The organism is Paeniroseomonas aquatica, from assembly GCF_030409335.1.
Lineage (GTDB): Bacteria > Pseudomonadota > Alphaproteobacteria > Acetobacterales > Acetobacteraceae > Belnapia > Belnapia aquatica.
On sequence record NZ_JAUFPN010000009.1, the window covers coordinates 1 to 22,257 of the forward strand.

Sequence of the window (22,257 nt, forward strand, 5' to 3'; positions counted from 1 at the left end):
ATGTCTGGCCGGTCCTGCTCGGCAGCCCTCAACGACTTTATGGGATGGCCCGCCCCTCTCCCCTCCTGCGCTAGGCTGGCAGGGTAATCTGAGGGACGGGAGCTGGTTCGATGCAGATCGCGATTCTGGGGATCGACTTGGGCAAAAACAGCTGCAGCGTGGTGGGTCTTGACGCCAATGGGCGGGTAGTGCTGCGACGGCGCCTGCATCGAGAGGGTGTCGTCAAGCTGGCGGCGGAACAGCCGGGCTGCGTGATGGCGATGGAGGCCTGCTGTGGGGCGCATCACCTCGGTCGCAGGCTGCGCGACCAGGGCCACCAAGTCCGGCTGATGTCGCCGGAGTACGTGCGCCCCTACGTGAAGGCGCAGAAGAACGACGACCGCGACGCGGAGGCGATCGCCGAGGCAGCGACCCGGCCGACAATGCGGTTTGTCGAGCTCAAGAGTGAGACGCAGCTCGACATGCAGAGCCTGCACCGGGCGCGCGACCGGCTGGTGGGTGAGCGGACGGCGCTGATCAACCAGCTGCGCGCCTTCCTGCTGGAGCGCGGCATCATTGTGCCGCAGGGGAGGCGCAAGCTGGAGCTTTACCTTGAGACCTTACTGGAGGCAGAGCAGGTTTCGCTCAGCCCGCGGACCCGCCTTTTGATTGAGGACCAGCGGGCTGAATGGCGCGAGCTGGACCGCCGCATTGAGGCCTTTGACGAAGAGTTCGCACGGGAGGCTAGGACGGACGAGGCCGCCCGGCTGCTGCTGACGATCCCGGGGATCGGGCCGCTGAACGCGACGGCGCTGGTCGCCGCGATCGGCAAGGCCGAAACCTTTGGACGTGGACGCGATCTGGCGGCTTGGATGGGGCTGGTGCCGAGGCAGATGACCACTGGAGGCAAGCCGAAGCTGCTGGGGATCAGCAAGCGCGGCAACGGGTACCTGCGCAAGATGCTGATCCACGGCGCTCGTGCTGCCCTGCCGACGCTGTCCAAGGGCGAGACGCCGCTGGGCAGCTGGCTGCGTGGCCTGATGGCCCGGGCCCACGTGAATACCGTGGTGGTGGCGTTGGCCGCCAAGTTGGCGCGGATCATCTGCGTGGTGCTCCGCACCGGGCAGAAGTTCGAGATGCGGGCTGCGACGGTGTCGTAGCCAACGAGATCGGTCGTTCGCGCTCACCCGGTGCGGGCGGCTGTATGAGGTCTGCGGGTGGTGGAAACGAGATGGCCTGACAGTCGATCGGCGTTCTGGAACCCTGGCCAAAAAAATGGCGCTCGACGCCGACGACTTTATGAGGACCAGAACGCGCGGATCTCCATCTTGGCCAGGGCGGTGCCCTGTGACCGGATACGTTGGCGTAGACTGATCATACCAGGTCGTGAATCCACTTGCAGACGGGGCGGGCCATACGTTTTTTGTGCCGCAAGCCGAGCCGGCGCAGTGTCGACCAGATGGTGGCCAGCGAGCCCGCCTGGATGCCGCGGCCGGTTAGCTCCGCCTGGACCTCGGCCAGGGTGATGCCCGGCTTGGCCATGGTCAGTTCGTGCAGCAGGGCTTCATGCCCAGCCAGCAAGGGCTTCCGATAGCCACCCACCTTGGCTGGCGCCGCGCTGCCCGTCGCCCGAACCCGCTGCATCAGTTTGATCGCCGCCGAGGGGCTCACCTCAAAGCGCCGTGCCGCCTCGCGTGCCGAACTACCCGCCTCAACCGCCCGGACCAACCGCCGCCGAAGGTCCGTAGACAAAGGTGCCGTCATCATCGCCTCGACGCTGCATCACGAGCGTCGAATCAGAACGGGCGATTCCGCGCAACCTCAAAGTGCTCTAATGTTTTGCAGGTTTGCACAATATTTTTATAATAAATTCCTGAAGTAACGTTTTTGATTGCGTGACTTCCTTAGCCGCCCTCCGTGTGGTGCGAACAGGGCACATTCAATAAGCCACCTTCCGACCAGATGAGAGGTCGCGTCCGCAGGAAAGCTGCTTCAGCTTGGCTACAGCAGCGAGGACTGCGGCTGCGGCAAAGGCCATTGATCCCAAGCCGCTATCGCATCGTTTACCATGGACGGCAGGCGTCGTGTCACTCGCCATCGAGAGCTCCGCCTTCGTTCATTTCCATGCTGTCTATAGATAGGATAGTGCGGCACATTGGTCGGCCACGCATTTCCGATAGCCTGAATGGAACACCATTTCGACGTAGAAAGATAAGCGGTTGGGCGAAACTTGAATGGTAGCTTGATCTAGATGCGAGCATCGAGTCATAAAATTCGAATATTCGAGAACGTCCTGTTACCCACCAGGCGCAGGATGCAGCTCGGCACTTTGGCTGTCGGCATCCTACTGCTCTTCGGCATTGCTGCCCGACCCGTTGCAGCCCAAGATCGCCCAATCTTCCCACCGAACCGGGACGTGAGCGTTGCCTATCGGGTGGAGCGAGACGGCCAAGATTTGCGCATTCGCGTGGCTTGGTCGTCCGTGTTGCGTGCTCTTCGGCTTGAGGCCGATGCCGGTGCGCCAGCATCTTTGGGCGGAATGCCTTTGCCGCCAGGCAGCCGGGTGATCATCGACCGAGGCGCAAGACGTGCCTTCGCTGTCCAAGACAGTACCGGCCTGATACTTAACCTGCCGCAACTTTTCAGCCGTGCCGAGGCATCCGAGCGCGAACTGGCTGCTGCGCAGGCCCGACGTGAAGGCGTGGACCATGTGGCGGGCCTACCTTGTACAGTCTGGCGCCTGCTGCCGCGGTCAGACGCACCGAAGCGGCGACCGGTGCGTGTCTGCGTCACGGTCGATGGCGTGCCGCTGCGTGCCCAGGAAGAAGGGCAAAGGGATAAGGCGGAGGCGATCAGTGTCCGCTACGGACCTCAGGAGCAAACCTTGTTCCGCCCGCCTCAAAGCGGTCTGGGCGGGGAAGCGGGTCGGACATTAGGTCGTGTGCTTGGCGGTCTCCTACGAGGCGGCCAGACCGAAGGCAATCGGTGATACCCGCCCCAGCGGTGTTGGTGCACGGATATGGCCAGCAATTCCGCAGGCCGGATCATCGCAGAAGATTTGTTCGCCGTTGCTATGGAGGTTGTCCCTCTAGCCAGTTGAGCGTCGGCCGTAGCAGTGCAGGCTGGATGCCGGCGCAGGGTTAGGAAGAGGCAGGTTCCGAGGATTGGCGGATACGGCATGCAGGCCTAAGCTGCCCTGGTTTCCAAGCTATTCGACGTCACTGGCCTGCCTATCGCCAGTCCTGTTCACCATCCGCCGCAAATTTTGCAACCGAACTACGGGGCATCAGGCATGATCGTCACTCGTGAGCATCAGATGTTCCCGACGCTTAGTGCCGCCCAAATTTCAACAGCGCGACGGTTTGCAAGTGGAGCTGCGACCACCTTTGAGCCCGGCAAGACGATATACGCCAATGGCGCGACCGACGCGCCGGCTTGGCTCGTGCTCGAGGGATCGATCGAGGTCATTCGTCGGGATGGGCTGAGCCGGGAGGCCTTGCTAACCATTCATCTCGCCGGACAGTTCTCAGGCGAGGTGAACCAGCTTGCGGGCCGGCCGTCGATCGCGGCCGGCAGGGCTGGTCCCGAGGGTTGTACGGCGCTGCCGCTGGATGCAGCACATCTGCGCGCCTTGATGGTTGGCTCGGCGGAGCTAGGCGAGATCGTGATGCGCGCGCTGATCCTTCGCCGCGTCGGCTTGATCGCTGAAGGGGGAGCAGGCACCATTCTGATCGGCCTTCCCGGCAGCCCGGAGATTGTCGTGCTGCAGGAATTCCTGACTCGCGGCGGATTACCGAATCTGGTCCTCGACATGCGCGACGACGAGGAAGGTCGCGCGCTGGTGGAGCGCCTGGGCGTCCTGCCGGAAGAGCTGCCGCTGGTCGTCTGCCCGGCGGGCCCTGTTCTCAGGCGCCCTACGGTCGAAGAACTGGCCGGCTGCCTTGGCCTTGTGCCGGCTTTCGATCCTGAGCGGCGATACGACGTGGCCATTGTCGGCGCCGGCCCAGCCGGGCTGGCGACCGCGGTCTATGCGGCCTCGGAAGGCCTGTCGGTAATCGTACTGGACGCCAGGGCGACGGGCGGGCAGGCGGGCGCCTCTGCACGGATCGAGAACTACCTTGGCTTTCCCACCGGCATCTCGGGCCAGGCCCTGGCCGGGCGCGCCTTTAACCAAGCCCTCAAATTCGGCGCCGAGATCGCGATTCCCGTCGCGGTCGAGCGATTGGACTGTGACAGCGTCGACCCGAGCCTGATTTGCGCAGGCGATAGGCAGGTGCGGGCGCGCTCTGTGGTGATTGCCTCAGGCGCCCGCTACCGCCGGCCGGAGGTGCCGGACCTTGCTACCTTTGAAGGCGCCGGTGTCTCCTATTGGGTCTCCACGATCGAGGCCCGTCTCTGCGCGGGCGAAGAGGTGGCGCTGGTCGGCGGCGGCAATTCGGCCGGGCAGGCGGTCGCCTTCCTGGCGCCGCAGGTCAAAAGGTTGCACCTGGTGGTCCGACGCGACCTCACTGAAACCATGTCGCGCTATCTGGTGGACCGGATTGCGGCGCTGCCAAACGTCGTGCTGCACATGGGCTGCGAGATCGCCAACCTGGAGGGCTCGCGCGCGACCGGCCTTGCCGCCGTCACCTTTCGCAATCGCCGCGACAAGACGCTGCAGCGCTGCGCGCTGCGACACCTCTTTTTATTCATCGGCGCCGATCCGAATGCCGGCTGGGCGAAATCCTGCGTCGAAACCGACGGCAAGGGCTTCATCGTGACAGGGCAGGGCGCCCTGCCGCTGGAGACCAGCAGGCCGGGCGTCTTCGCCATCGGCGACGTTCGTGCTGGCTCGACCAAGAGGGTCGCTGCGGCGGTCGGGGAGGGTGCTGCCGTCGTCGCCCAGATCCACGCCATGTTCGCGCAACAGGCCGCCAAGGATACCGCATGATGCCCTGCACGCACCGAAGAACTATCCAGGACGTGACGCCCAGCGCCAAGGGCTGCGAGGACTGTCTGAGGATCGGCAGTGCCTGGGTCCACCTCCGGCTCTGCCGCGAGTGCGGCCATGTCGGCTGCTGTGATCAGTCGCCGCACCAGCATGCCCGAGCGCACTTTGAGGCGACGCGGCACCCGATCATCGAGGGCTATGATCCGCCGGAAGGCTGGGGTTGGTGCTACGTCGACGACGTACAGGTCGATTTGCCGGACCAGACGCCGCAGCACGGGCCCATCCCGCGCTATGTTTAGCAATCGACACTACACGGTCGGCGGCGGCTGCCGTCTCTGGAAAGGATACAGAAATTGCCGCAACATTCCCTTTGGTAGCGGAGCGCCGGCCACGCCATACTTCTTGGGCCACCGGTCGCGGGGCATATGATAGGTGCCGAACAAGCGGTCGATCATCGGCAAATGCGCCGCGTAGTTAGTGTCGATCGCTTCCTTCTCGCTGCTGTGATGCCAGTGATGAAACAACGGCGTCGCCACCAGATATTTCAGCGGCCCGAACTCTAGGCCAAAATTGGAATGCACAAGACCCGCCTGGAATCCGGCCCAGACGATGTAGCAAAGCAGCGGTGTGTCGCTTGCTCCCAGAACGAAGGCGGGTAGCATCACCACCGTTCGCGTCACCAGCGGTTCAAGGAAATGCAAGCGGGAGCCGGCCATCCAATCCATCCGCTCCACGCTGTGGTGCACGGCATGGAACCGCCATAGCGCCGGGACTTCGTGCATCGCCCGGTGGGTCGCGTATTCCATCAGGTCGGCGGTCACCAATATTGCCACGAACTGCACCACGCCCGGCAGCGACCCAAACCATTCCTGCAGCCCGGCATTCACCGTCCAGGAAAAGAGCGACGGCATTGCCTTGACGCTCATGAACAGAAAGATGCCGATGGCAAGGTGGTTGACGATGAAGTATCGCCCGTCGTGCCAGAAGTCGGACCGCAGGATCGGCTGATCACGCCGATGCGCCACGGTCTTCTCCAGCGCCGTGAACAGCGCCGCCGAGGCCAGCAGGTCGAGAATGAACCAATCCAGTCCAATGAATCCTGGCGCGTCGTAGCGTGGCCCCACTTCCACCGAGCTGCCGCCCAGGTAGGCCGCCAATACGGTCAGCAGGATGCCGAGCGCCCCCAGTCGCTTCTGACGGTTCAACACGAAAGTCAGCACGCCGAAGCCGGCGGAGAAGACCATCCCCGCCGCCAGCAACTTGCGCATCAGCACCAGGTCGTAGCCGACCCGCAAAGACGGTGTGGTGAGGTAGTCAGGGAACATGAAGCACAGAACGGCCAGCACGCTCAGCGTACCGAATGCAATCGAAAGATAGCCGCTGATCCGGCCCTCACCGAGTTGAAGCGGCCGGTCAGTGTCATCCAGCTTCATGACGGAGTCTCCATCGGGATTGGCAAACAGGGTGATCGGTCGCGGCACGTCGGTATAATGTATCAGGCAGGAACAGCCGCAGTGCAAAGTCACCGTCGTGGAGGAAGCAGCGGAAAGGCCCTCGACAGGGCTGCCGTGAGGAATCAGGATTCCCGGCGGCCACTGGCCGTGAGGATAATTGTCTGCTCGCAAGAGCCCTGCGTTCCTACCAGACCGAGTTGCTGGCCGTCGTTCGTGCTATCGCCGCCGGCGAGGCAGCCGAGGTGCGGGACATCCTAGCCGCGGTCACCCCGGGTGGCAGCAAGTCGCTGCTGCCGATGCTGGCGGCGCAGGCGCTGATCGCCGCCGGCATTTGCGAGCGGATCTGCTGGGTGGTGCCGCGCGGCAGCCTGCGGCTGCAGGCGGAGGAGGTCTTCGCCGACCCGGCCTGTCGGCAGGCCCTGGGGCACGGCCTCTCGGTCCGCGCCGCCGACAATACCCCGGGCGACCCCTGCCGGGGGTTGGCCGGGTATGTGACGACCTACCAGGACGTCGCCGCGGTCCCAGACTGCACCTGGCCGCCTTCCGCCGGCACCGCTACCTGCTGGTGGTTGACGAAGTTCACCATCTGCCCGGGCTGAACGAAGCCGATGCCGCCGGCGGCCGGGACGGGGGCCAGGATGTCGCCACGGCCTGGTCGGCGCCGATCGAGCCGTTGCTGGCGCTGTCCGCGGTGCGGCTGCTGCTGTCCGGCACGCTGGAGCGGGCGGATGGGCGGCGGATCCTCTGGCTGCCCTATCGCCGTGGCGTCGGTGGTCGGCAGGAGGTCGACCTGGCGGCACCGGGCTGGGCGGTGGTCGGCTACAGCCGGGCCCGGGCGCTGGCGGAGCGGGCGGTGCTGCCGGTCTCCTTCGGCGCGCTGGATGGCGAGGCGGCCTGGCTGGGGCCGGAGCCCGAGGGCGGCGAGCGGCCGCGGCTCGGCCCGCACCGGCTGCAGGCGCCGGCGCCGCAGGAATCCACCCGGCCGGCGCTGTTCACCGCGCTGCGCACCGGCTTCGCCGAGGGGCTGCTGCGCCGCGCCTTCGAGGCGACGCGCAAGCTCCGGGCCGAGCGCCGTCTGGCCCTGGGCGCTGCGCCGGGGGAGACCCCGCGCGGCCTTGGCAAGCTGCTGGTGGTGGCGCCCGACCAGACCCAGGCGCGGCGCTACCTCGAGATCCTGCGCGGCTGGGTGCCACCGGCCCAGGCGATGAGCATGGCCCTGGCGGTTTCCAACGAGCGTGGCGCCCAGGAAACCCTGGCGGCCTTCCGGCTGATGCCGGAGCCCTCGGTGCTGGTCACCGTTGCCATGGCCTACGAGGGGCTGGACGCGCCCGAGGTAGCGGTGGTGGCGGCGCTGACCCATGTGCGCTCGCGCCCCTGGCTGGAGCAGATGGTGGCGCGGGCGACGCGGGTGGACCCGCAGGCCGGACCCTATGCGGCACAGCGCGCCCTAGTCTTCCACCCCGACGATCCGCTATTCGCCCGCTTCCGCTGGCGGATGGAGCGCGAGCAGGGGGGGCAGCTCCGCAAGGACCCGCGGCCGCCCCGCCAGCCGGGGCTCGACCTGCCGGACTGGCTGGAGGACGAGATCGCCGAGACGCGCCAGCGCCAGGCCATCGTCCCGCTCGAGAGCAATGCACTGACCCTGCGGCTCACCACCCTGCGGCCGGGCCCCGATCTGGCGGCGGGGCTGGCGGCGGCGCGCGAGCCGGAGCCGCAGGGGGACTTCCTGACCCCCTCCGGGGCGGAGCGGCAGTTGCGGCACCGGCTGAGCGAGCAGGTCGCGGCGCAGGCGGTGGAGGATGCGGCGGAGGGGGTCTCCGGGGCCATCGCGCCGCCACGCGGGGCGGGGCTGTACCACGCCTACAACGCCGCGCTGAAGCGCGTCCTCGGCGACAAGGCCCGCAACGAGATGACGCTGGCGGAGCTGGAGGCGGCGGTCGAGTGGCTGGACCGCAACCGGCTGCGCGAGCATCTGCATCTGCTGGAAGGCGACCACCGCTTCGGCTGGGCAGCCCGCAACCGGCAGGGCTGGACCCCACCGGTAGGGCGAGCCGCCAAGCCGCGAGCAGGGACGATCCCTGTGGTTCCCCTCCATGCCGCGTCTGCGGCCGGAGTGCGCCTCAGTGGTCGTCGTTTGCAGAGCGAAGACCCGCGGCGCAGGGCTTCGGGAGAGGACGGTGACCGCGACTAGACACGGCCCCTGCTTTTGGCAGAGGCAAGGCTCTCACCACGATCGACCATCGATGGATTGCTTCCGGCGCAGATTCAGTGGTCACACCGCCGTTACCGGCATCGCAGCTACTGCGGTTCCTGCCTGTCAGAATGTCCTGACCATCGGGAAAACAAGCCCCTCTGGAACGTACCTAACGTTCAATGATTTGGCCCGGGCGCATGCCTACATTCTCAGGAAACATGAGCGAAATCCCTGTAAGTTCCGATTTAGCTACGGAATATAGGGTCTTTTCCTAACATTGCTCACGATAATGTATGCAACGCTTGCTTGCATGGGCCGGAATCCCACTCGTAGCCTACAAAATCATTCGATCCTGCTGGCAGGCATCAGATGTATGCAAATTCCTTGTTTTGCCCTTTTGTTCTAAATTCCGCAGCGTCATCACAGCACCCCGCGCATGTCGCAAGACATACGCAGCAGGATATTCCGCACCCCGCTATTTCCGCCGTAGCTTCCCGTGCGAATCGCGCGGGGGCGAGGTGGGCGAGATCGGCGAGGGAGAACTGCGCGCCAAGCTGCGCGCAGGCGAGCGTATTACGGGCGTCATCGTCGTCGCCCGGTCGGTCGATGACGCCCTGGAATACACGCCATTCCTGTTGCTCTCATGGCGGCGCGGCTATTTCCGCATCCTCCGCTGGCGCGGCGGCGACCGCCGCTACCGCGAGTTCGACCGGTTGCTCAAGCTGTTGCGCGAACTCGGTTGGGCCGACAGCGTCGCAGTGTTCGACGCGGCCGATCCGAAGCTACGCCGCATCCGCGCCATCGCACATGCCCTCGGCGTCCCGCCCACGCCGCGCGGCAAGGGCCAGCCTTCCGCACTGGGCGACCCGGAGGACGACGCGTCCGGCGTCACACTGGTGGTCGACGACGCAGACGAGGCAGTGGACCCGCCCCAACACGCATGACGCGCTTCCGGTTCTCCGGCAGGAGGACAGAGGATGACCGGCTGCGAAGCGTTGGCCGGGTTGGCGCTCTTCGCCTGCATTGCCCGCGATCCGGCCTGCCTGCCGCCGGAGCACGCGCCGCTGCTGCCCTACCTGGCCGCGGTTGCCGAGCAGGAGAGCGGCTTCCGGCCGCTCGCCATCCGTGACGAGGCTACCGGTGAGAGCCTGTTTCCGGCGACGCCGACGCAGGCCGTGCGGATCGCCACGGCCCGCGACGCGGCGGGCCATACCCTCGGCCTCGGCTGGTTTCAGATCACCCACCGCGCCAACTGGCGGCGCCACGGCCTGACCATTGCCACCGCGTTCGAGCCCTGCGCCAACCTGCGGGCCGGTGCGGCGCATTATGCGGCCGACCTGCATGCCGCCGCGGCCCGCCGCTTCAACAGCGGTCGCATCGCCGATGCCCCACCGCAATCCGTCGCCTATGCCCGTCGCGTCGCCGTCGGCGCCGAGCGGCTACGCGGACCGCTCGCAGCTGTCTCTGCCACCGCTGCCGCACCCGCCGTGGTGGCGGACCCGCCGGAGGTCTGGGACGTCTGGGCGCTGCCCGTGCCCGGCACCCCGCCGGCGCCCCCCTCTGCCGCCGATGCCTCCGAGGCCGCATCGGCGGGCGGACCATCCGACCCCTCGCGCCTCGTCGTGGAGCTTATCCGGTGACCTTGCCCCTCCCGAAGCTCGCCCTGCCGAGCCTGACCCTGCAGCAACGCCAGATCCTGGCGATCGCCCTGACCTTTGCGTTGGTGCCCGTGCTGGCGCAGGCCCAGACCGCCGACACCATCGTCCAGTGGTTCGTGACGACTTATGCCCGCGGCCTGATCAACGCCGGCATCATTGCGCTGGCCATCCTCTTCCTGCTGATGCGCTTCAGCGCCGGCATCGTCTGCGCCGTCGCCGGCGGTGGCTTGCTGTTCGCCAACCGCGACGCCGTCGCCGGCATGTTCGGCGTCTGACCATGCCGGCCCGGACCGAGGCCGAGCGGCGGGACATGGAGGACACGCTGCATGTCGGCGCCACCCGTCCGGCCATGCTGCTCGGCCTGCCGGTGCTGCTGGCCGTCATCCTGCTGCTCGGCGGCTACCTCATCTGGATCAACCTGACCGGCTGGAGCGGGCTGGTCTGGGCTGCGGTCTTCACCGGCCCAGCCTGGGTCTTCGCCCGCTTCACCATCGCCCATGATCTCTTCGGGATCGACGTGCTGGTCGGCTGGTTCCGCACCGCCGGCCTCGCCCTCGACCGCGGCGCCTGGGAGGGGGCCTCCACCCGCAGCCCACTGCCCGTCCGGCTGCCCGCCCGGGCCCGGGGGATGCGCCATGCTGGATGAGCTCCGCGAGCGGCTGACCTTCCGCGACAAGCCGGCCGATGAGTACCTGACCCTCGACCGGCACGTCGCCGACGATGCCGTCATGCTGGCCGACGGCACCCACCTCGCCGTCCTCCGCCTCGACGGCAAGCCGCTCGGCCTGCTGGACGAAGATGCTCGCTATGCCGAGCGTCGCCGCCGCCACGCCGTGCTGCGGGCGCTCGCCGAGACCAACGTCACCCTCTACGAGCACCTGGTCTGCCATGACCGGGTTGCGCCCTTCCCGGTCGGGCGCTTCCGCAGCGGCTACGCCGAGGCGCTAGCGCGCGACTACAACGCCGCCATCGCCCCGGGCCTGCTAGCGCGCGACTGGTTCCTGACCATCATGGTCCGGCCGAGCCGGCTCAACGGCCTGCTCGGCCAGGTCATGGGCCGCGAGCCGCAGCCCGACGCGGGCCTCCTCCAGCAGCTGGAGGACCGCTGCGCCACCGTCCTCCGCGCCCTGCCGGATTACGGCCCGCGCCGCCTCGGCCTCCGCCGCGAGCGCGGCATCGCCTTCTCCGAGATCGCCGAGGCGCTCCGCCTCATCCTCTACGCCCGCTGGTGCCCGGTGCCGCTGCCGGCCGGCCGGCTGGCCGGCGCGATCTACACCGACCGCGCCCTCTGCGACCGCGGCGGGGTCGAGATCCAGGCCCCAGCCGGCGCCACCTTCGCCCGCAGCTTCGGCTTCCGCGACTACCCGGAGAAGGTCCCGCCCCAGGCGCTCGACGGCCTGGCGGGCTTCGGCGGTCGCATGGTGATGACCAACAGCTTCCGCTTCCTGACTCGGGCCTCGGTCACCGACCGCTTCGGGCTGCGCGAGACGCAGATGCAGAACGCCGGCGACCGCGCCACCTCACTGATCGAGGGCCTTGGCGACGTCATGGACGACGTCGCCAGCGGCCGGGCGGTCATGGGCGACCACCATTGGTGCGTCACCGTCCATGCCGACAGCCATCCCGGGCTGCTGGCGGCGGCTGGCGAGATGCGCTCGGTCCTGGTCAATGCCGGCATCGCCGCGACGCCGGAGGGCTGGGGCAGCGAGGCGGCCTTCTGGGGCCAGGTGCCCGGCGCGCCGGCCTGGCTGCGCTGCCGCCATGGCGCGATCACCGGCTACAACCTGGTCTCGCTCTCACCGATGGCGGGCTTTCCCCGCGGCGGCGACCGGGGCCACTGGGGCGCGCCGCTGCTGCGGCTGCGCACCATCGGTGCCACCGCGCACGACTACCACCCGCATGTCGGCGATGTCGGCCATACCCTGATCTTCGGGCCGAACGGCAGCGGCAAGACCGTCTTCCTGGCGCTGGCCGCGGCGCATATGGATCCGGCGCTGAACCCCGAGGGCGGCGTGGTCGTCATCCTCGACGCCGACGGCTCGAACGAGCTGACCGTGCGGGCCTGCGGCGGCCGCTACACCCGCATCCTGCGCGGCCAGCCCTCCGGCATGGCGCCCTTCAAGGCGCTGCGGAACACCCCGGAGGCCCGCGCCTGGCTGCTGGAGTTCACCTTCGGGCTGATCATGAGCGACGGCGGGCCGCCGCCGTCGCCGCCGCAGGTCGAGCGGCTGGACCGCGGCATCGCCTTCCTGCTCCGCCGCCGGGCGGCGATCCGCAGCTTCGTCGCGCTCCGCCAGTTCGCCGACCATGCCGAGGGCGGCTGCGGCGACCGGCTCGGGCGGTGGTGCCGCGACGGCGCGCTCGGCTGGGCCTTCGACGGCGAGGAGGACCGCATCCAGCTCGACGCCGGCATGGTCGGCATCGACAACTCCGACCTGCTGGGCGAGGACGCAGCCACCGTCCGCGCGCCGATGGCGGCCTACCAGCTGTTCCGGATCAGCGAGAAGGTCGGCACCGGCATCCCCGGCGCCGTCTTGGCCGACGAGGCGCAGGCCTACCTGCCGGATAGCCGCTTCGCGGCGGGATTCGAGCGGTTCGTCACCCGGCTGCGCAAGGGCAACGGCATGCTCTGGCTGGCGATGCAGCAGCCGCAGGCGATCCTCCGCCATCCGATCGGCCAGGCCCTGGTCTCCAACAGCTTCACCAAGCTGCTCTTCCCGAACTCGGCGGCCGAGGCCGAGGCCTACCGCGAGGGGCTGCACTGCACCGAGGGCGAGCTGGAGGCGGTGCGCGAGGGCATGGTGGCGCTCGGCAAGGGCACCTTCCTGGTCAAGCGCGACGAAGGCAGCTTCATCGCCAGGGCCGACCTGTCCGGCCTGCCGGACCACGTCGCCATCCTCTCCGGCAACCCGCGGCGCCGCGCCCTGGCGCACCGGATCATGGCTGAGCGGGGTGAGGATCCCGCTGCCTGGGTTCCCGAATACCGCCGCCGGCACAAGGAGGCCGACAACCCATGACCCGCAATCCTGTCGCGGCCCTGGCCGCCGCACTGACCTTATCCACGGCCCAGATGCCGGCGCAGGCGCAGGGCATCCCGGTCTATGACAATGCCAGCAACCTGACGCGCATCGTCGAGGCCGGGAAGGCGCTTCAGCAGGCGATCCAGCAGTACCGGATGCTGGAATCGACCTACAACACCCTGGCGCATGCGACCGACGTCGGCAGCGTGGCCATTGCCCTGGGCGGCGCGACGCGGACCTTCATGCCAGAATCCAGGGAACTCGCCGGCCTGCTGTCGGGCGCCGGCAGCCTCTACGGCGCGGCGAGCGGCCTGCTGACGTCGGGCCGCTACGCCGATGTCGGCCGGATCGGCGCCTTTGCGCAGGAGATGCAGCGCCGCGAGCTGGCGACTGCCAACTTCCGGGCCATCGGCCAGGCCGGGCTGGAATCCGCCCAGGGCAGCATCCTCGGCCTTACCTCGCTGCTGGACCGCATCACCGGCTCCAGGGACGTGACCGAGGTCAGCGCGGTGAACGGCGCGCTTGCGGTGGAGCAGCAGAATATCGAGCACCATAAGGCGCAGATCGCCCAGGTGCAGCTGATGCTGGCGACCGAGGACAGGGTCGAGCGGCAACGGGCCGAGCAGCAGCGGTGGGAGAGCGCGAATACCCTCTACGAGAATACCAGCCCCGTGACGGATACCCTCCGGTGACGCGCGGCGCCGCCCTGGCATTCGCAGCGCTGCTTGGTTTGCCGTGCTTCGGCCTGACCAATCCTGCGGCAGCGGAACCACAGGACATCCCCTGGTTCAAAGCCCATCCGGAACAGCGCCGGGCACTGCTCCTGCGGTGCCACAACGACGTGGCGCTGGCTCAGACGCGCGAATGCCAGAATGCCGAGTTGGCCGGCACCGGCGCGGAGCTTGGGGTGCCGACACGGCGCGGCGCAAACGGACAGCCAATCTTCCCGCCCGTACCCGTGCTTCCGGAGTTCCAGCCGTGGCCGCGCACGAGGAATGCCGACCGTGGCCCTTGAGGGAATATTCCAGAGCTTTGCCACGGAGTTCGACGCCACCCTGGTGGATGGCATGAACGACGTGGTACGAAGCGGTCTCGCCTGGGCACAACCGCAACTGCGCGTGCTGCTGGTGCTCTACGTCGTCGCCTACGCCCTCGGCTTCATGCTGACCGCCAATGTCAGTGCCCGCCAGTCCGCCTACGCGGCGGTGCGGGGACTGCTCGTCGCCGCCGCGGTCCAGTCGGCGCACTACGTGCCCTGGGTGCAGGAAATGTTCTTCACCACCCTGCCGAACCAGACTGCTGCCGCGCTCAATGGTCCACGCATCACGGTGTCCTCGGCGCAGCAGTTTGACGTCATGTGGAGCGCGACTCTGCGCGTGAACGCCTTCGTGCTCCAGCAGGCGAGCGGCTGGTTGCAGGTGATGGACCGCGCCATGGCCTGGCTTTTCGCTCTGATCTGTCTGGTCGCGCTCAGCGTGATGTTCATCATGTGGTTCGTCAGCCGGATCTTCATGGCCATCGTGATCTGCATGGGGCCATTCCTGATCCCGCTCTACCTGTTTCGCGCCACCCGCGGCTTCGTGGAAGGCTGGATTGGCAAGCTGGTCGGCCTGACCGTCCTGCAACTGGCCTCCTCCATCTTGTTGCGTGCGCTCCTTGTCGTCATCACGGCGCGGTTCAGCGCCATGCAGAACAACCTCGGAAGCTCGATCGACATGATGCTCGGCAGCTTCGCCGGGATCGCCGGTCTGTTCTGGATGGGTGCCTTGCTGATGGTGGTGCTGCCGACCGCGGTTTCGATCGGCGCCGCCATGGGCGCTTCCCAGGCCGCCACGGCCGCCGCCCTGCTCACCCTGCCGGGCCGGGCTTCCGCCCTGGCCGGCCGCATCAATCGCGCGGTTCCGCGCCCCGGACGGGCCTGAAGGGAGCCTTATTTGATGGTTCGATACGCCTACCTTCTTGCCGTCCTCACCGTCCTCACCGTCCTGGCCGGTTGCGCCTCGCATGAAGCGCCTTCCTGTCGCGGTGACACCTTCGACCTGAACCCCGCAGCGGGGGCGGCGCGATGAACGCGATGCCGCCGCGCCCGGCCTCGCCGGAGGAAGCCGCGATGGCGGCGGACGTCATCATCCCGCAGGCCGAGCTGCAGCGCCTCTACAGCGCGGCACGGGCGGAGCGCGCCCGCGAGGAACGCCGTCGGCGGCGCGTCTCGCTCGCCCGCAATGGCACCATCTTCGCCCAATGGGTGGTGATCGGCGGCATGGCAGTCTCGATCGCCTCCATGCTGCCGCTGGTCCGCATCGAGCCGGTCTTCGTCTACCTCCGCGACGACGGCACCTCGATCTCCTCGCGCAGCTGGCAGGACATGCCGGCCGACGCCCGGGAGGCGGGCATCCTCAACGTGCTCTCCGAATACGTCCGGCTGCGCGAGGGCTGGTCCTCGGGCGAGGCGCAGCGCGCCTGGGAGGCGGTATCCGCCCTCTCGGCCAAGCCGGTCCGTGACCAGTTCCAGGCCTGGTACCGGCGGGAGAACCCCGAGAGCCCGCAGCGGACCTACGGCGAGCGGGTCATCGTCCGGGTCGCGGTTACCGACGTCCAGAAGGACGCGGTCACGCCGGGCGCCTACCGCGTTTACTTCACCCGCACCGAGCGCACCGGCACCGCGGATGGCCGGACCATCCCGATGATGGCCAGCCTCCGCCTCCGCGATATCGGCAACCCGCAGCAAATCCCCTGGTGGCAGCGGGTCCAGTTCAACGGGCCGGCGGTCCAGGTCTGGGAATACCCGGGGGCGCATCCGGCCGCAACCGGCGGCGGTGACCGATGAGGCGCTACCTCCTCGCCGCCTCGGCCCTGCTCCTCGCCACGCCGGCCCTGGCCCTGGAGACGCCGCGGGCCTGCTCCGCGGCCGACCCGCGGGTGCGCTGCATCGCCTATGATCCGACCCAGGTGGTACAGCTCTTCGCGGCGACGGGAGCGACGCTGACGGTCGAGTTCGCCGATGCCGAGGCCATCGTCGACGCCTCGACCTCCGACAACGGCCTGCTGGAGGGCGGCGAGGCCTCCGCGCGTCAGGCGCTGGCCATCGCCGAGACCGGCGGCGGTGCCGGCACCGCCGACCGCAACCTGATGATGGCCAAGCGCGGCGCCTACCTCTTCCTCAAGCCGCTGCGCCCGCTGCTGCCGCAACCCATCACCGTCCTGACCCGGCGGGAGGACGGCCGGATGCGCCGTTACACCTTCCAGCTCGAGACCCGCCCGGGCGGGCTGACCGAGGAGGCGGCAAACACCTTCTATGCGGTGCGCTTCACCTATCCCGAGGACGAGGCGGCGGCCCGCCGCGCCCGCTGGGAGGCGCAGCGGGATGCCAGAGCCGCCCGCCTCGCCGCCGCCCGGCTGCGGCAGAACGGCATCGCCGGGGAGACGGTGCGGAACGCTCGCTACCGCGGCCAGGCCACCCCTGCGGACCGCGCCGCGCTGGCACCGGCCTCAACCGGCACGGAGCCCGTCATCTGGGATGACGGCCAGCGTACCTTCCTCCGCTATCCCGGCAACCGGCGCGTGCCGATGGTCTACCAGGTGCTGGCCGATGGCCGGGAGGGCATGGTCGGCCAGTCGGCCGATGCCGACCCCACCACGCGGGGGACTCTCCTGACGCTGCACGGCGTCTTTCCGATGCTGCGGCTGCGCGATGGCGAGGCGGTGCTGTGCATCATCAACCAAGGGTTCGATGCCACCGGGCGGAACCCCGGCACCGGCACCACCGACCCCGACGTGGTCCGCGAGCTGGCCCCGGAGGGCCGCCCACGTGTCCGGTAGCGCCCCCTCCCCCGTGCAGCAGCCACGCGCCGCGGCGCCGGGCCGGCGCCCGGTCGGCCGGGGCAGCGTCATCGGCCTCGTGGCGCTCGGCCTTCTCTCACTGGTCGGGATCGTCTACTTCACCAGCGGCACCCCGCCGGATCGCGCACCCCAGGCCCGCCCCGCGGAAGGCGCCCCCGGCCAGATCGGTGCCACCTTCGAGCCCTACCAGCCGCCGCCGCCTGTGCGCGTGGCGCTGCCGATGCCACTGCCGCAACCGGCCCCGTCCGCTCTTTCGCCCATCACCTCGGCCGTCGCGGCGCAGCCGAGAGGATACCAGCCGACCCCGCTGATGGCCTTCGGCGGCCCGCAGGGAACCAGCCAGGGCGCCGAGGCCCAGGCCGGTGCCGGTGGCGGCGTGCCAGGCTCATCTGGCGGCGGTTCGGCTGGCAGCGGTGACGGGCTCGCCGCCCGGTTGCGCGCCGAGGACCAGCCGGTGGCCGTGGCCACCCGCCTGCCCGACCGCAACCTGTTCCTGACCGAAGGCACGCCCATCCCCTGCGTCCCAGATTCCCCGATCACCAGCGACGTCGAGGGCGCCTTCCGCTGCAAGTTGCCGGAGGCCGTCTACGCGACGAGCGGCGCGGTGCCGCTGCTCGATGCCGGAACCTGGATCGTCGGCCGGGTCGATTCCGGCCTGCGCCGTGGCCAGCGCCGGCTCTTCGCGGTGATGACCCGGGTCGAGACCCCGCAAGGCTGCCTGGTCCGGATCCGCGCCCCCGCCGCCGACGCGCTTGGCCAGGCCGGCCTCGACGGCGAGATCGACACGCATTTCTTCCAGCGCTTCGGAGCCTATATCGGCATGGCCTTCCTCGACAGCGGCATGCAGGCCGCGGTGCTGGCCGCCTCCAACGCGGCCGGGCGCAGCAACGGCGGCGTCAGCTTCTACCAGTTCCAGAATGCCGGCCGGATGGGCGGGCAGAGCCTCTTCGCCGAGGATGCGGCGATCCCGCCGACCCTCCGCCGCAACCAGGCCGAGCCGATCGTCGTCCGGCTGACCCAGGACGTCGACATGCGGCCCTGCTTCCGCCTGCGGCTGCGGGAGGCAGGCCGGTGAACGAGGCGGCGATGCTGCTCGATGAGGTGCTGGCGCCGCTGGCCGCCGACCTGGCCGACCCGGCGATCGAGGATGTGGCGGTGAACGGCCCGGGCGAATGGTGGGCGCGCGGCCCGGACGGCTGGCGCCGCCGCACGTCGCCCGAGCTCGACTTCGACACCCTGGAGGGCATCGGCATCCTGGCCGGCTCGCTGCGCAAGCAGGATATCGGCCGCGGCAACCCGCTCTGCGGCGGCGAACTGCATACCGGCCACCGCTTCCAGGTGGTACTGCCGCCGGCGGTGCCGACCGGCACCATCAGCCTGACCTTCCGCCGGCCGAGCGACCACGTCTCGCCGCTGGCCGCGGTGCCCGACCGCTACGACACTGCCCGGTGGAACCGCTGGGGCGGCCGCCAGGCCGGCCGGCGGCACGACAGCGCGGCGCTGCTCGACCTCTACGACGCCGGCGACGTGGTGGCCTTCCTCCGCGCCGTGGTCCGCACCCGGCGCACCCCGCTGCTGGCCGGCGCCACCGGCGCCGGCAAGACCTTCATGTCGAAGTCGATGCTGGCGGAGGCCGAGACCGGCCTCCGCGTCGCCACCATCGAGGACGCGCTCGAGATGGCGGTGCGCCAGCCCAACTGCGTCCGGCTGCTCTTCGCCGCCGGCGGCGAGGGCGGCGTCACCCCGGCCGACTGCCTGCACGCGGCGCTGCGGATGCGGCCGGACCTGATCCCGGTGCAGGAGCTGCGCGAGCCGCACTCCGCCTGGGTCTATCTGAACGAGATCGCCACCGGCCACCCCGGCTCGCCCACCACCATCCATGGCGAGACTGCGCCGCAGGCCGTGCGCCGGCTGTTTTCGCTGCTGAAGGGCAGCCCGCAGGGAGCCAGCATCTCCGATGAGGTGCTCCTCGGCATGATCGGCGCGGCGATCGACGTCATCGTGCCGATCGGCACCGAGGGCGCCAGCCGCCGCCTCGGCGAGGTCTGGTTCGCCGACGATGCCGCCCGCCGCGGCGAGACCATCGCCGACCTGCTGCGGGCGCCATGACCGGCAGCCGCGCCGCCCTGCTGGGCTCGACGGCGGTCGCCACCGGCGCGGCCTGGACCGTGACGGCGAGCGCTGCCTTCCTCTGGGGTACCGGCCTCTGGGACGCCTTTCCCTATCCGTCCTGGCAATGGTGGCAGTACCTCGGCGTCGCCGGGACCAACACCACGGTGGATTTCTGGCTCCGGGCCAGTGCCGTCGCCGCCACCGGCCTGGTTGGCGCCGTGGCAGGGCGCCTGGGGTGGATCTACCTGCGGCAGGAGAAGCCGCTGCATGGCGAATCCCACTTCGCCACAAGGGGCGAGGCGGCGCGGAGCGGCATCGTCTTCGCGCCGCGCCCGCTGCCGGACGGCATCCTGCTCGGCAAGCACGGCTGGGGTCCCTTCGCCCGTTACGCCTGCCTGCCGGGGCAGCAGCATGTCGCGGTCTATGCCCCGACCGAGGAGGGCAAGGGCGTCTCCTTCGTCGTGCCCAATGCGATGAACTGGGGCGGCGCCCTGGTCGCCTTCTCGGTCAAGCGGGACCTGGTGAAATGGGCAGCGGCCGAGCGGGCGCGGAAGGGCGACGAGGTCTTCGTGCTCGACTTCGGCGACCCGGAGGGCCGCACCCACCGCTGGAACCCGCTCGGCCTGGTCCGCCGCGGCACCCCGGACGCCACCGACGACATCCAGAAGGCCATGGTCGCCCTGGTGCCGGAGCAGCCACGGGCGACCAACCCCTATTGGAGCGACGCCGGCCGGCGCATCGCCACTGCGCTCGCGGTGCTGGTCTCCGAGACGCCGGGCGAGCCGCTGACCGTGGCCGCGGTTGCCGCCCTGGCCCGCCGGGCGGACAGCGCGGCGCATCTCCGCAAGATGGTGGCCGACGCCCGCGCCGCCGGCCGGCCCTACCCGCGGGCCGCAGTCGATACCCTGCTCGGCTGGGCCGACGGGCTGGAGAAGGGCAGTGAGGAAGCCCGCGGGGTGCGGCAGACCATCCTCACCGCGCTCGCGCTCTGGGAAGTGCCGCGGATCGCTGCCGCCACCGCGGCCAGCGACCTCGACATCCGCCAGCTGCGGACGCAGCGGATGGCGATCTTCCTCTGCGCCCAGCCGTCCGACCTGCGCCGCATGCGGCCGATCTACGCGATCTTCTTCCAGCAGCTGATCGACACCATGGCGCGGGAGGAGTTCGGCGACCGGCCGGAGCACCGGCACCGGGTGCTGGCGATCCTCGACGAGTTCTGGGCGCTCGGCGAGCACCGGGTGCTGGCCGACGCCACGGCCTTCATCCGCTCGTCCGGGCTGCGCATGGCGATCGTCGTGCAGTCGAAGGACCAGACCCGGCTGTCCTTCGACGAGGACGGCTCGCGGAACATCTACGCCAACATGGGCGCCGAGCTGGCGCTCGGCGGCCTCGACCAGCGCCAGGCGGAGGAGGTCAGCCAGCGCGGCGGCAGCGACACGGTGCGGGAGACCACCCGCAGCCAGCCGCGCTTCCTGCGGTGGCTGCACCCGCACAAGCAGAGCGAGAGCGAGACGGTGCGCCGCCGCGCGCTGATGCTGGCGCAGGAGGTGCAACGCCTGGCGCCGGACAAGCTGCTGGTGCTGCGGCGAAGGCTCGGGCTGCTGATGCTCGACCGGCTCGTCTGGTACCGGGATCCCTGGTTCCGCCGCAAAGCTGGTGATCCACCAGCCATGCCGTCGCTTGCCGTGCAGGTGGAGCGCGACGCGGCAATGTCAGTCGCTACGGCAGACTAAGCGGCCGGTGCCGGTACAGCCGCCATCGGCCCTTCTCTGACCTTCGCGGCTGGCGTCATAAGATCCGACCTTGGCCGGAAACAGACTGGCCGCTTTTAGGTCCGAAAGCGGCAAAGCGGACGCTTCCGCGATGCAGCCACTGCCATTGCTACCAGTCCGACGAGCCGTTGATGGCCCGCCGACGGATCTTATTTTGCAATGCGATGACTTCTGGTGCTCTTGTGTTGCTGCCGACTTTCAGTGCCTCGCCAAAGCCGCCTGAACCCTCCGGGCGAGGGTGTCGAGCTCGAAGGGCTTGTCGATGACCTCGCTCCCCGGCGGCAGTTCGGTACCCGCGTAGCCGGTGATGAACAGCAGCGGTATGCCGGGCCGCCGCTCCTGCACCGCCTCGGCGACCTGCCGCCCATTCATACCGTTCGGCAACCCCACATCCGTCACCAGCATGTCAACGCGCACGCCGCCATCCAGCAGATGCAGCGCCGCGGGACCATCCGCCGCTTCCAGCACCCGGTAGCTTAGCTCACGCAGCCGCTCGGCCGCCGCTTCACGTCCGGTGTCGTCGTCGTCCACCAGCAGAACAGCCATGTCAGTCCCTGCCGTCTCCGGCGCTGCCGCGGCGCTCTGGCCTTCGGCCGTCTCAACCCGCTCGTGCTGCGGCAAGCAGAGGCGCACCGTGGTCCCTTCCCCAGGCGCGCTCTGTAGCCGGACGAGCCCACCCGACTGCCGCGCGAAGCCGTAGACCTGGCTCAATCCAAGCCCCGTCCCGTGGCCCTGCGGCTTGGTGGTGAAGAACGGCTCAAAGGCCCGCTCCACCACCTCCGCGGGCATGCCTTGGCCGGTATCTGTGACCGAAATCGCCACGAAGCTGCCCGGCGCGGGGCCCTCCTGGTCGCAGGCGTCTGCCGCCGACAGGCAGACATCCTCCGTGTCGATCGTCAACCGTCCGCCTTGTGGCATGGCGTCGCGGGCATTGATGCAGAGGTTCAGGAGCGCGCTCTCCAACTCGCCCGGGTCGCACAGCACGCGCGCCTTGCCGTCGCGCAGGCGCAACTCCAGGCTGACCGCGGGCCCCACGGTCCGGCGGATCAGGTCCGCCATCCCCGCCACCAGCGCGTCCGCGTCCACCGGCTTCGGCTCAAGCCGCTGTCGCCGGGCGAAGGCCAGGAGCCGCCGCGTCAGCCCCGCGGCCCGGTCCACCGAATGGCGCGCCGGATCGAGGAAGCGCTGCACCTCTGCGATCCGGCCGTCGGCGATCCGGCGCCGCACCATGTCCAAGCTGCCCCCGATGCCCTGGAGCATGTTGTTGAAGTCATGTGCAATACCGCCCGTGAGCTTGA

At 69.1% G+C, this 22,257-nt stretch carries 22 protein-coding genes; 18 read left to right on the plus strand and 4 right to left on the minus strand.

What is annotated here, in order from left to right:
* Positions 1–110: 110 nt before the first annotated feature.
* Positions 111–1,139, plus strand: a complete 1,029-nt coding sequence (locus QWZ14_RS01140; protein WP_290314714.1) for an IS110 family RNA-guided transposase — start codon at positions 111–113, stop codon at positions 1,137–1,139.
* Positions 1,140–1,353: 214 nt separating this feature from the next.
* On the opposite strand, the gene QWZ14_RS01145 is transcribed toward QWZ14_RS01140, so the two are convergent.
* Positions 1,354–1,746, minus strand: coding sequence for a COG3415 family protein (locus QWZ14_RS01145; protein WP_353959248.1), 393 nt, complete (start codon positions 1,744–1,746; stop codon positions 1,354–1,356).
* A 577-nt stretch (positions 1,747–2,323) separates the two neighbouring features.
* Positions 2,324–2,689, minus strand: coding sequence for a hypothetical protein (locus QWZ14_RS01150; protein ID WP_290314715.1), 366 nt, complete (start codon positions 2,687–2,689; stop codon positions 2,324–2,326).
* 582 nt (positions 2,690–3,271) lie between these two features.
* On the opposite strand from QWZ14_RS01150, the gene QWZ14_RS01155 reads away from it, so the two are divergent.
* Together QWZ14_RS01155 and QWZ14_RS01160 are read left to right on the plus strand one after the other, a co-directional pair.
* Positions 3,272–4,909 carry an FAD-dependent oxidoreductase gene (locus QWZ14_RS01155; RefSeq protein WP_290314717.1) on the plus strand — a complete coding sequence of 546 codons (1,638 nt, stop codon included), beginning with the start codon at positions 3,272–3,274 and terminating at the stop codon, positions 4,907–4,909.
* Positions 4,906–5,208 (plus strand): UBP-type zinc finger domain-containing protein, encoded by a 303-nt coding sequence (locus tag QWZ14_RS01160; protein WP_290314718.1) that lies wholly within the window; start codon positions 4,906–4,908, stop codon positions 5,206–5,208. The genes QWZ14_RS01155 and QWZ14_RS01160 overlap by 4 nt, the downstream gene beginning before the upstream one ends.
* Before the next feature lie 9 nt (positions 5,209–5,217).
* On the opposite strand, the gene QWZ14_RS01165 is transcribed toward QWZ14_RS01160, so the two are convergent.
* Positions 5,218–6,342, minus strand: coding sequence for a sterol desaturase family protein (locus tag QWZ14_RS01165; RefSeq protein WP_290314719.1), 1,125 nt, complete (start codon positions 6,340–6,342; stop codon positions 5,218–5,220).
* Positions 6,343–6,560: 218 nt separating this feature from the next.
* Here QWZ14_RS01165 and QWZ14_RS01170 point away from each other — a divergent pair, with 218 nt between their 5' ends.
* The 15 genes from QWZ14_RS01170 to QWZ14_RS01240 all read left to right on the plus strand — a co-directional run bounded on the left by QWZ14_RS01170 (position 6,561) and on the right by QWZ14_RS01240 (position 20,920).
* Positions 6,561–6,962, plus strand: coding sequence for a hypothetical protein (locus tag QWZ14_RS01170; RefSeq protein WP_290314720.1), 402 nt, complete (start codon positions 6,561–6,563; stop codon positions 6,960–6,962).
* Positions 6,929–8,554, plus strand: a complete 1,626-nt coding sequence (locus QWZ14_RS01175) for a DEAD/DEAH box helicase (RefSeq protein WP_290314721.1) — start codon at positions 6,929–6,931, stop codon at positions 8,552–8,554. The genes QWZ14_RS01170 and QWZ14_RS01175 overlap by 34 nt, the downstream gene beginning before the upstream one ends.
* A gap of 521 nt (positions 8,555–9,075) precedes the next feature.
* Positions 9,076–9,501, plus strand: coding sequence for a hypothetical protein (locus tag QWZ14_RS01180; RefSeq protein ID WP_290314722.1), 426 nt, complete (start codon positions 9,076–9,078; stop codon positions 9,499–9,501).
* A gap of 33 nt (positions 9,502–9,534) precedes the next feature.
* Positions 9,535–10,197, plus strand: a complete 663-nt coding sequence (locus QWZ14_RS01185; RefSeq protein WP_290314723.1) for a transglycosylase SLT domain-containing protein — start codon at positions 9,535–9,537, stop codon at positions 10,195–10,197.
* Positions 10,194–10,490 carry a hypothetical protein gene (locus QWZ14_RS01190; protein WP_290314724.1) on the plus strand — a complete coding sequence of 99 codons (297 nt, stop codon included), beginning with the start codon at positions 10,194–10,196 and terminating at the stop codon, positions 10,488–10,490. The genes QWZ14_RS01185 and QWZ14_RS01190 overlap by 4 nt, the downstream gene beginning before the upstream one ends.
* A gap of 2 nt (positions 10,491–10,492) precedes the next feature.
* Positions 10,493–10,861: a VirB3 family type IV secretion system protein gene (locus QWZ14_RS01195; RefSeq protein WP_290314725.1), complete on the plus strand. Its 369-nt coding sequence runs from the start codon at positions 10,493–10,495 to the stop codon at positions 10,859–10,861.
* Positions 10,851–13,232 (plus strand): VirB4 family type IV secretion/conjugal transfer ATPase, encoded by a 2,382-nt coding sequence (locus QWZ14_RS01200; RefSeq protein ID WP_290314726.1) that lies wholly within the window; start codon positions 10,851–10,853, stop codon positions 13,230–13,232. Before QWZ14_RS01195 ends, QWZ14_RS01200 begins: the two co-directional genes overlap by 11 nt.
* The gene (locus QWZ14_RS01205; RefSeq protein ID WP_290314727.1) at positions 13,229–13,927 is read left to right on the plus strand and encodes a type IV secretion system protein; all 699 of its coding nucleotides are present in this window, start codon (positions 13,229–13,231) and stop codon (positions 13,925–13,927) included. Before QWZ14_RS01200 ends, QWZ14_RS01205 begins: the two co-directional genes overlap by 4 nt.
* On the plus strand, positions 13,924–14,250 hold the full coding sequence (locus tag QWZ14_RS01210) for a hypothetical protein (protein ID WP_290314728.1): 327 nt from the start codon (positions 13,924–13,926) through the stop codon (positions 14,248–14,250). Before QWZ14_RS01205 ends, QWZ14_RS01210 begins: the two co-directional genes overlap by 4 nt.
* Positions 14,240–15,157, plus strand: a complete 918-nt coding sequence (locus QWZ14_RS01215; RefSeq protein ID WP_290314729.1) for a type IV secretion system protein — start codon at positions 14,240–14,242, stop codon at positions 15,155–15,157. The genes QWZ14_RS01210 and QWZ14_RS01215 overlap by 11 nt, the downstream gene beginning before the upstream one ends.
* A 143-nt stretch (positions 15,158–15,300) precedes the next feature.
* Entirely contained in the window at positions 15,301–16,062 is a 762-nt protein-coding gene (locus QWZ14_RS01220; RefSeq protein ID WP_290314730.1) for a VirB8/TrbF family protein, read from the plus strand.
* Complete coding sequence (locus QWZ14_RS01225; protein WP_290314731.1) at positions 16,059–17,054, plus strand: TrbG/VirB9 family P-type conjugative transfer protein; 996 nt, start codon at positions 16,059–16,061, stop codon at positions 17,052–17,054. Before QWZ14_RS01220 ends, QWZ14_RS01225 begins: the two co-directional genes overlap by 4 nt.
* Complete coding sequence (locus QWZ14_RS01230; protein ID WP_290314732.1) at positions 17,044–18,150, plus strand: TrbI/VirB10 family protein; 1,107 nt, start codon at positions 17,044–17,046, stop codon at positions 18,148–18,150. Before QWZ14_RS01225 ends, QWZ14_RS01230 begins: the two co-directional genes overlap by 11 nt.
* A complete protein-coding gene (locus QWZ14_RS01235) occupies positions 18,147–19,184 on the plus strand; it encodes an ATPase, T2SS/T4P/T4SS family (RefSeq protein WP_290314733.1) in 1,038 nt (345 codons plus the stop codon). The genes QWZ14_RS01230 and QWZ14_RS01235 overlap by 4 nt, the downstream gene beginning before the upstream one ends.
* A complete protein-coding gene (locus QWZ14_RS01240) occupies positions 19,181–20,920 on the plus strand; it encodes a type IV secretory system conjugative DNA transfer family protein (protein ID WP_290314734.1) in 1,740 nt (579 codons plus the stop codon). Before QWZ14_RS01235 ends, QWZ14_RS01240 begins: the two co-directional genes overlap by 4 nt.
* A gap of 237 nt (positions 20,921–21,157) precedes the next feature.
* Here QWZ14_RS01240 and QWZ14_RS01245 read toward each other — a convergent pair.
* Positions 21,158–22,257: ATP-binding protein (locus tag QWZ14_RS01245; protein ID WP_290314735.1), on the minus strand; the 1,100-nt coding region annotated here is incomplete at its 5' end.

What these genes read in the sequence shown, in the direction of transcription:
- QWZ14_RS01140 (WP_290314714.1), top strand. Translation starts at nt 111, where the DNA reads ATGCAGATCGCGATTCTGGGGATCGACTTGGGCAAAAACAGCTGCAGC.
- QWZ14_RS01145 (WP_353959248.1), bottom strand. Translation starts at nt 1,746, where the DNA reads ATGATGACGGCACCTTTGTCTACGGACCTTCGGCGGCGGTTGGTCCGG.
- QWZ14_RS01150 (WP_290314715.1), bottom strand. Translation starts at nt 2,689, where the DNA reads ATGGTCCACGCCTTCACGTCGGGCCTGCGCAGCAGCCAGTTCGCGCTC.
- QWZ14_RS01155 (WP_290314717.1), top strand. Translation starts at nt 3,272, where the DNA reads ATGATCGTCACTCGTGAGCATCAGATGTTCCCGACGCTTAGTGCCGCC.
- QWZ14_RS01160 (WP_290314718.1), top strand. Translation starts at nt 4,906, where the DNA reads ATGATGCCCTGCACGCACCGAAGAACTATCCAGGACGTGACGCCCAGC.
- QWZ14_RS01165 (WP_290314719.1), bottom strand. Translation starts at nt 6,342, where the DNA reads ATGAAGCTGGATGACACTGACCGGCCGCTTCAACTCGGTGAGGGCCGG.
- QWZ14_RS01185 (WP_290314723.1), top strand. Translation starts at nt 9,535, where the DNA reads ATGACCGGCTGCGAAGCGTTGGCCGGGTTGGCGCTCTTCGCCTGCATT.
- QWZ14_RS01195 (WP_290314725.1), top strand. Translation starts at nt 10,493, where the DNA reads ATGCCGGCCCGGACCGAGGCCGAGCGGCGGGACATGGAGGACACGCTG.
- QWZ14_RS01200 (WP_290314726.1), top strand. Translation starts at nt 10,851, where the DNA reads ATGCTGGATGAGCTCCGCGAGCGGCTGACCTTCCGCGACAAGCCGGCC.
- QWZ14_RS01205 (WP_290314727.1), top strand. Translation starts at nt 13,229, where the DNA reads ATGACCCGCAATCCTGTCGCGGCCCTGGCCGCCGCACTGACCTTATCC.
- QWZ14_RS01220 (WP_290314730.1), top strand. Translation starts at nt 15,301, where the DNA reads ATGAACGCGATGCCGCCGCGCCCGGCCTCGCCGGAGGAAGCCGCGATG.
- QWZ14_RS01225 (WP_290314731.1), top strand. Translation starts at nt 16,059, where the DNA reads ATGAGGCGCTACCTCCTCGCCGCCTCGGCCCTGCTCCTCGCCACGCCG.
- QWZ14_RS01240 (WP_290314734.1), top strand. Translation starts at nt 19,181, where the DNA reads ATGACCGGCAGCCGCGCCGCCCTGCTGGGCTCGACGGCGGTCGCCACC.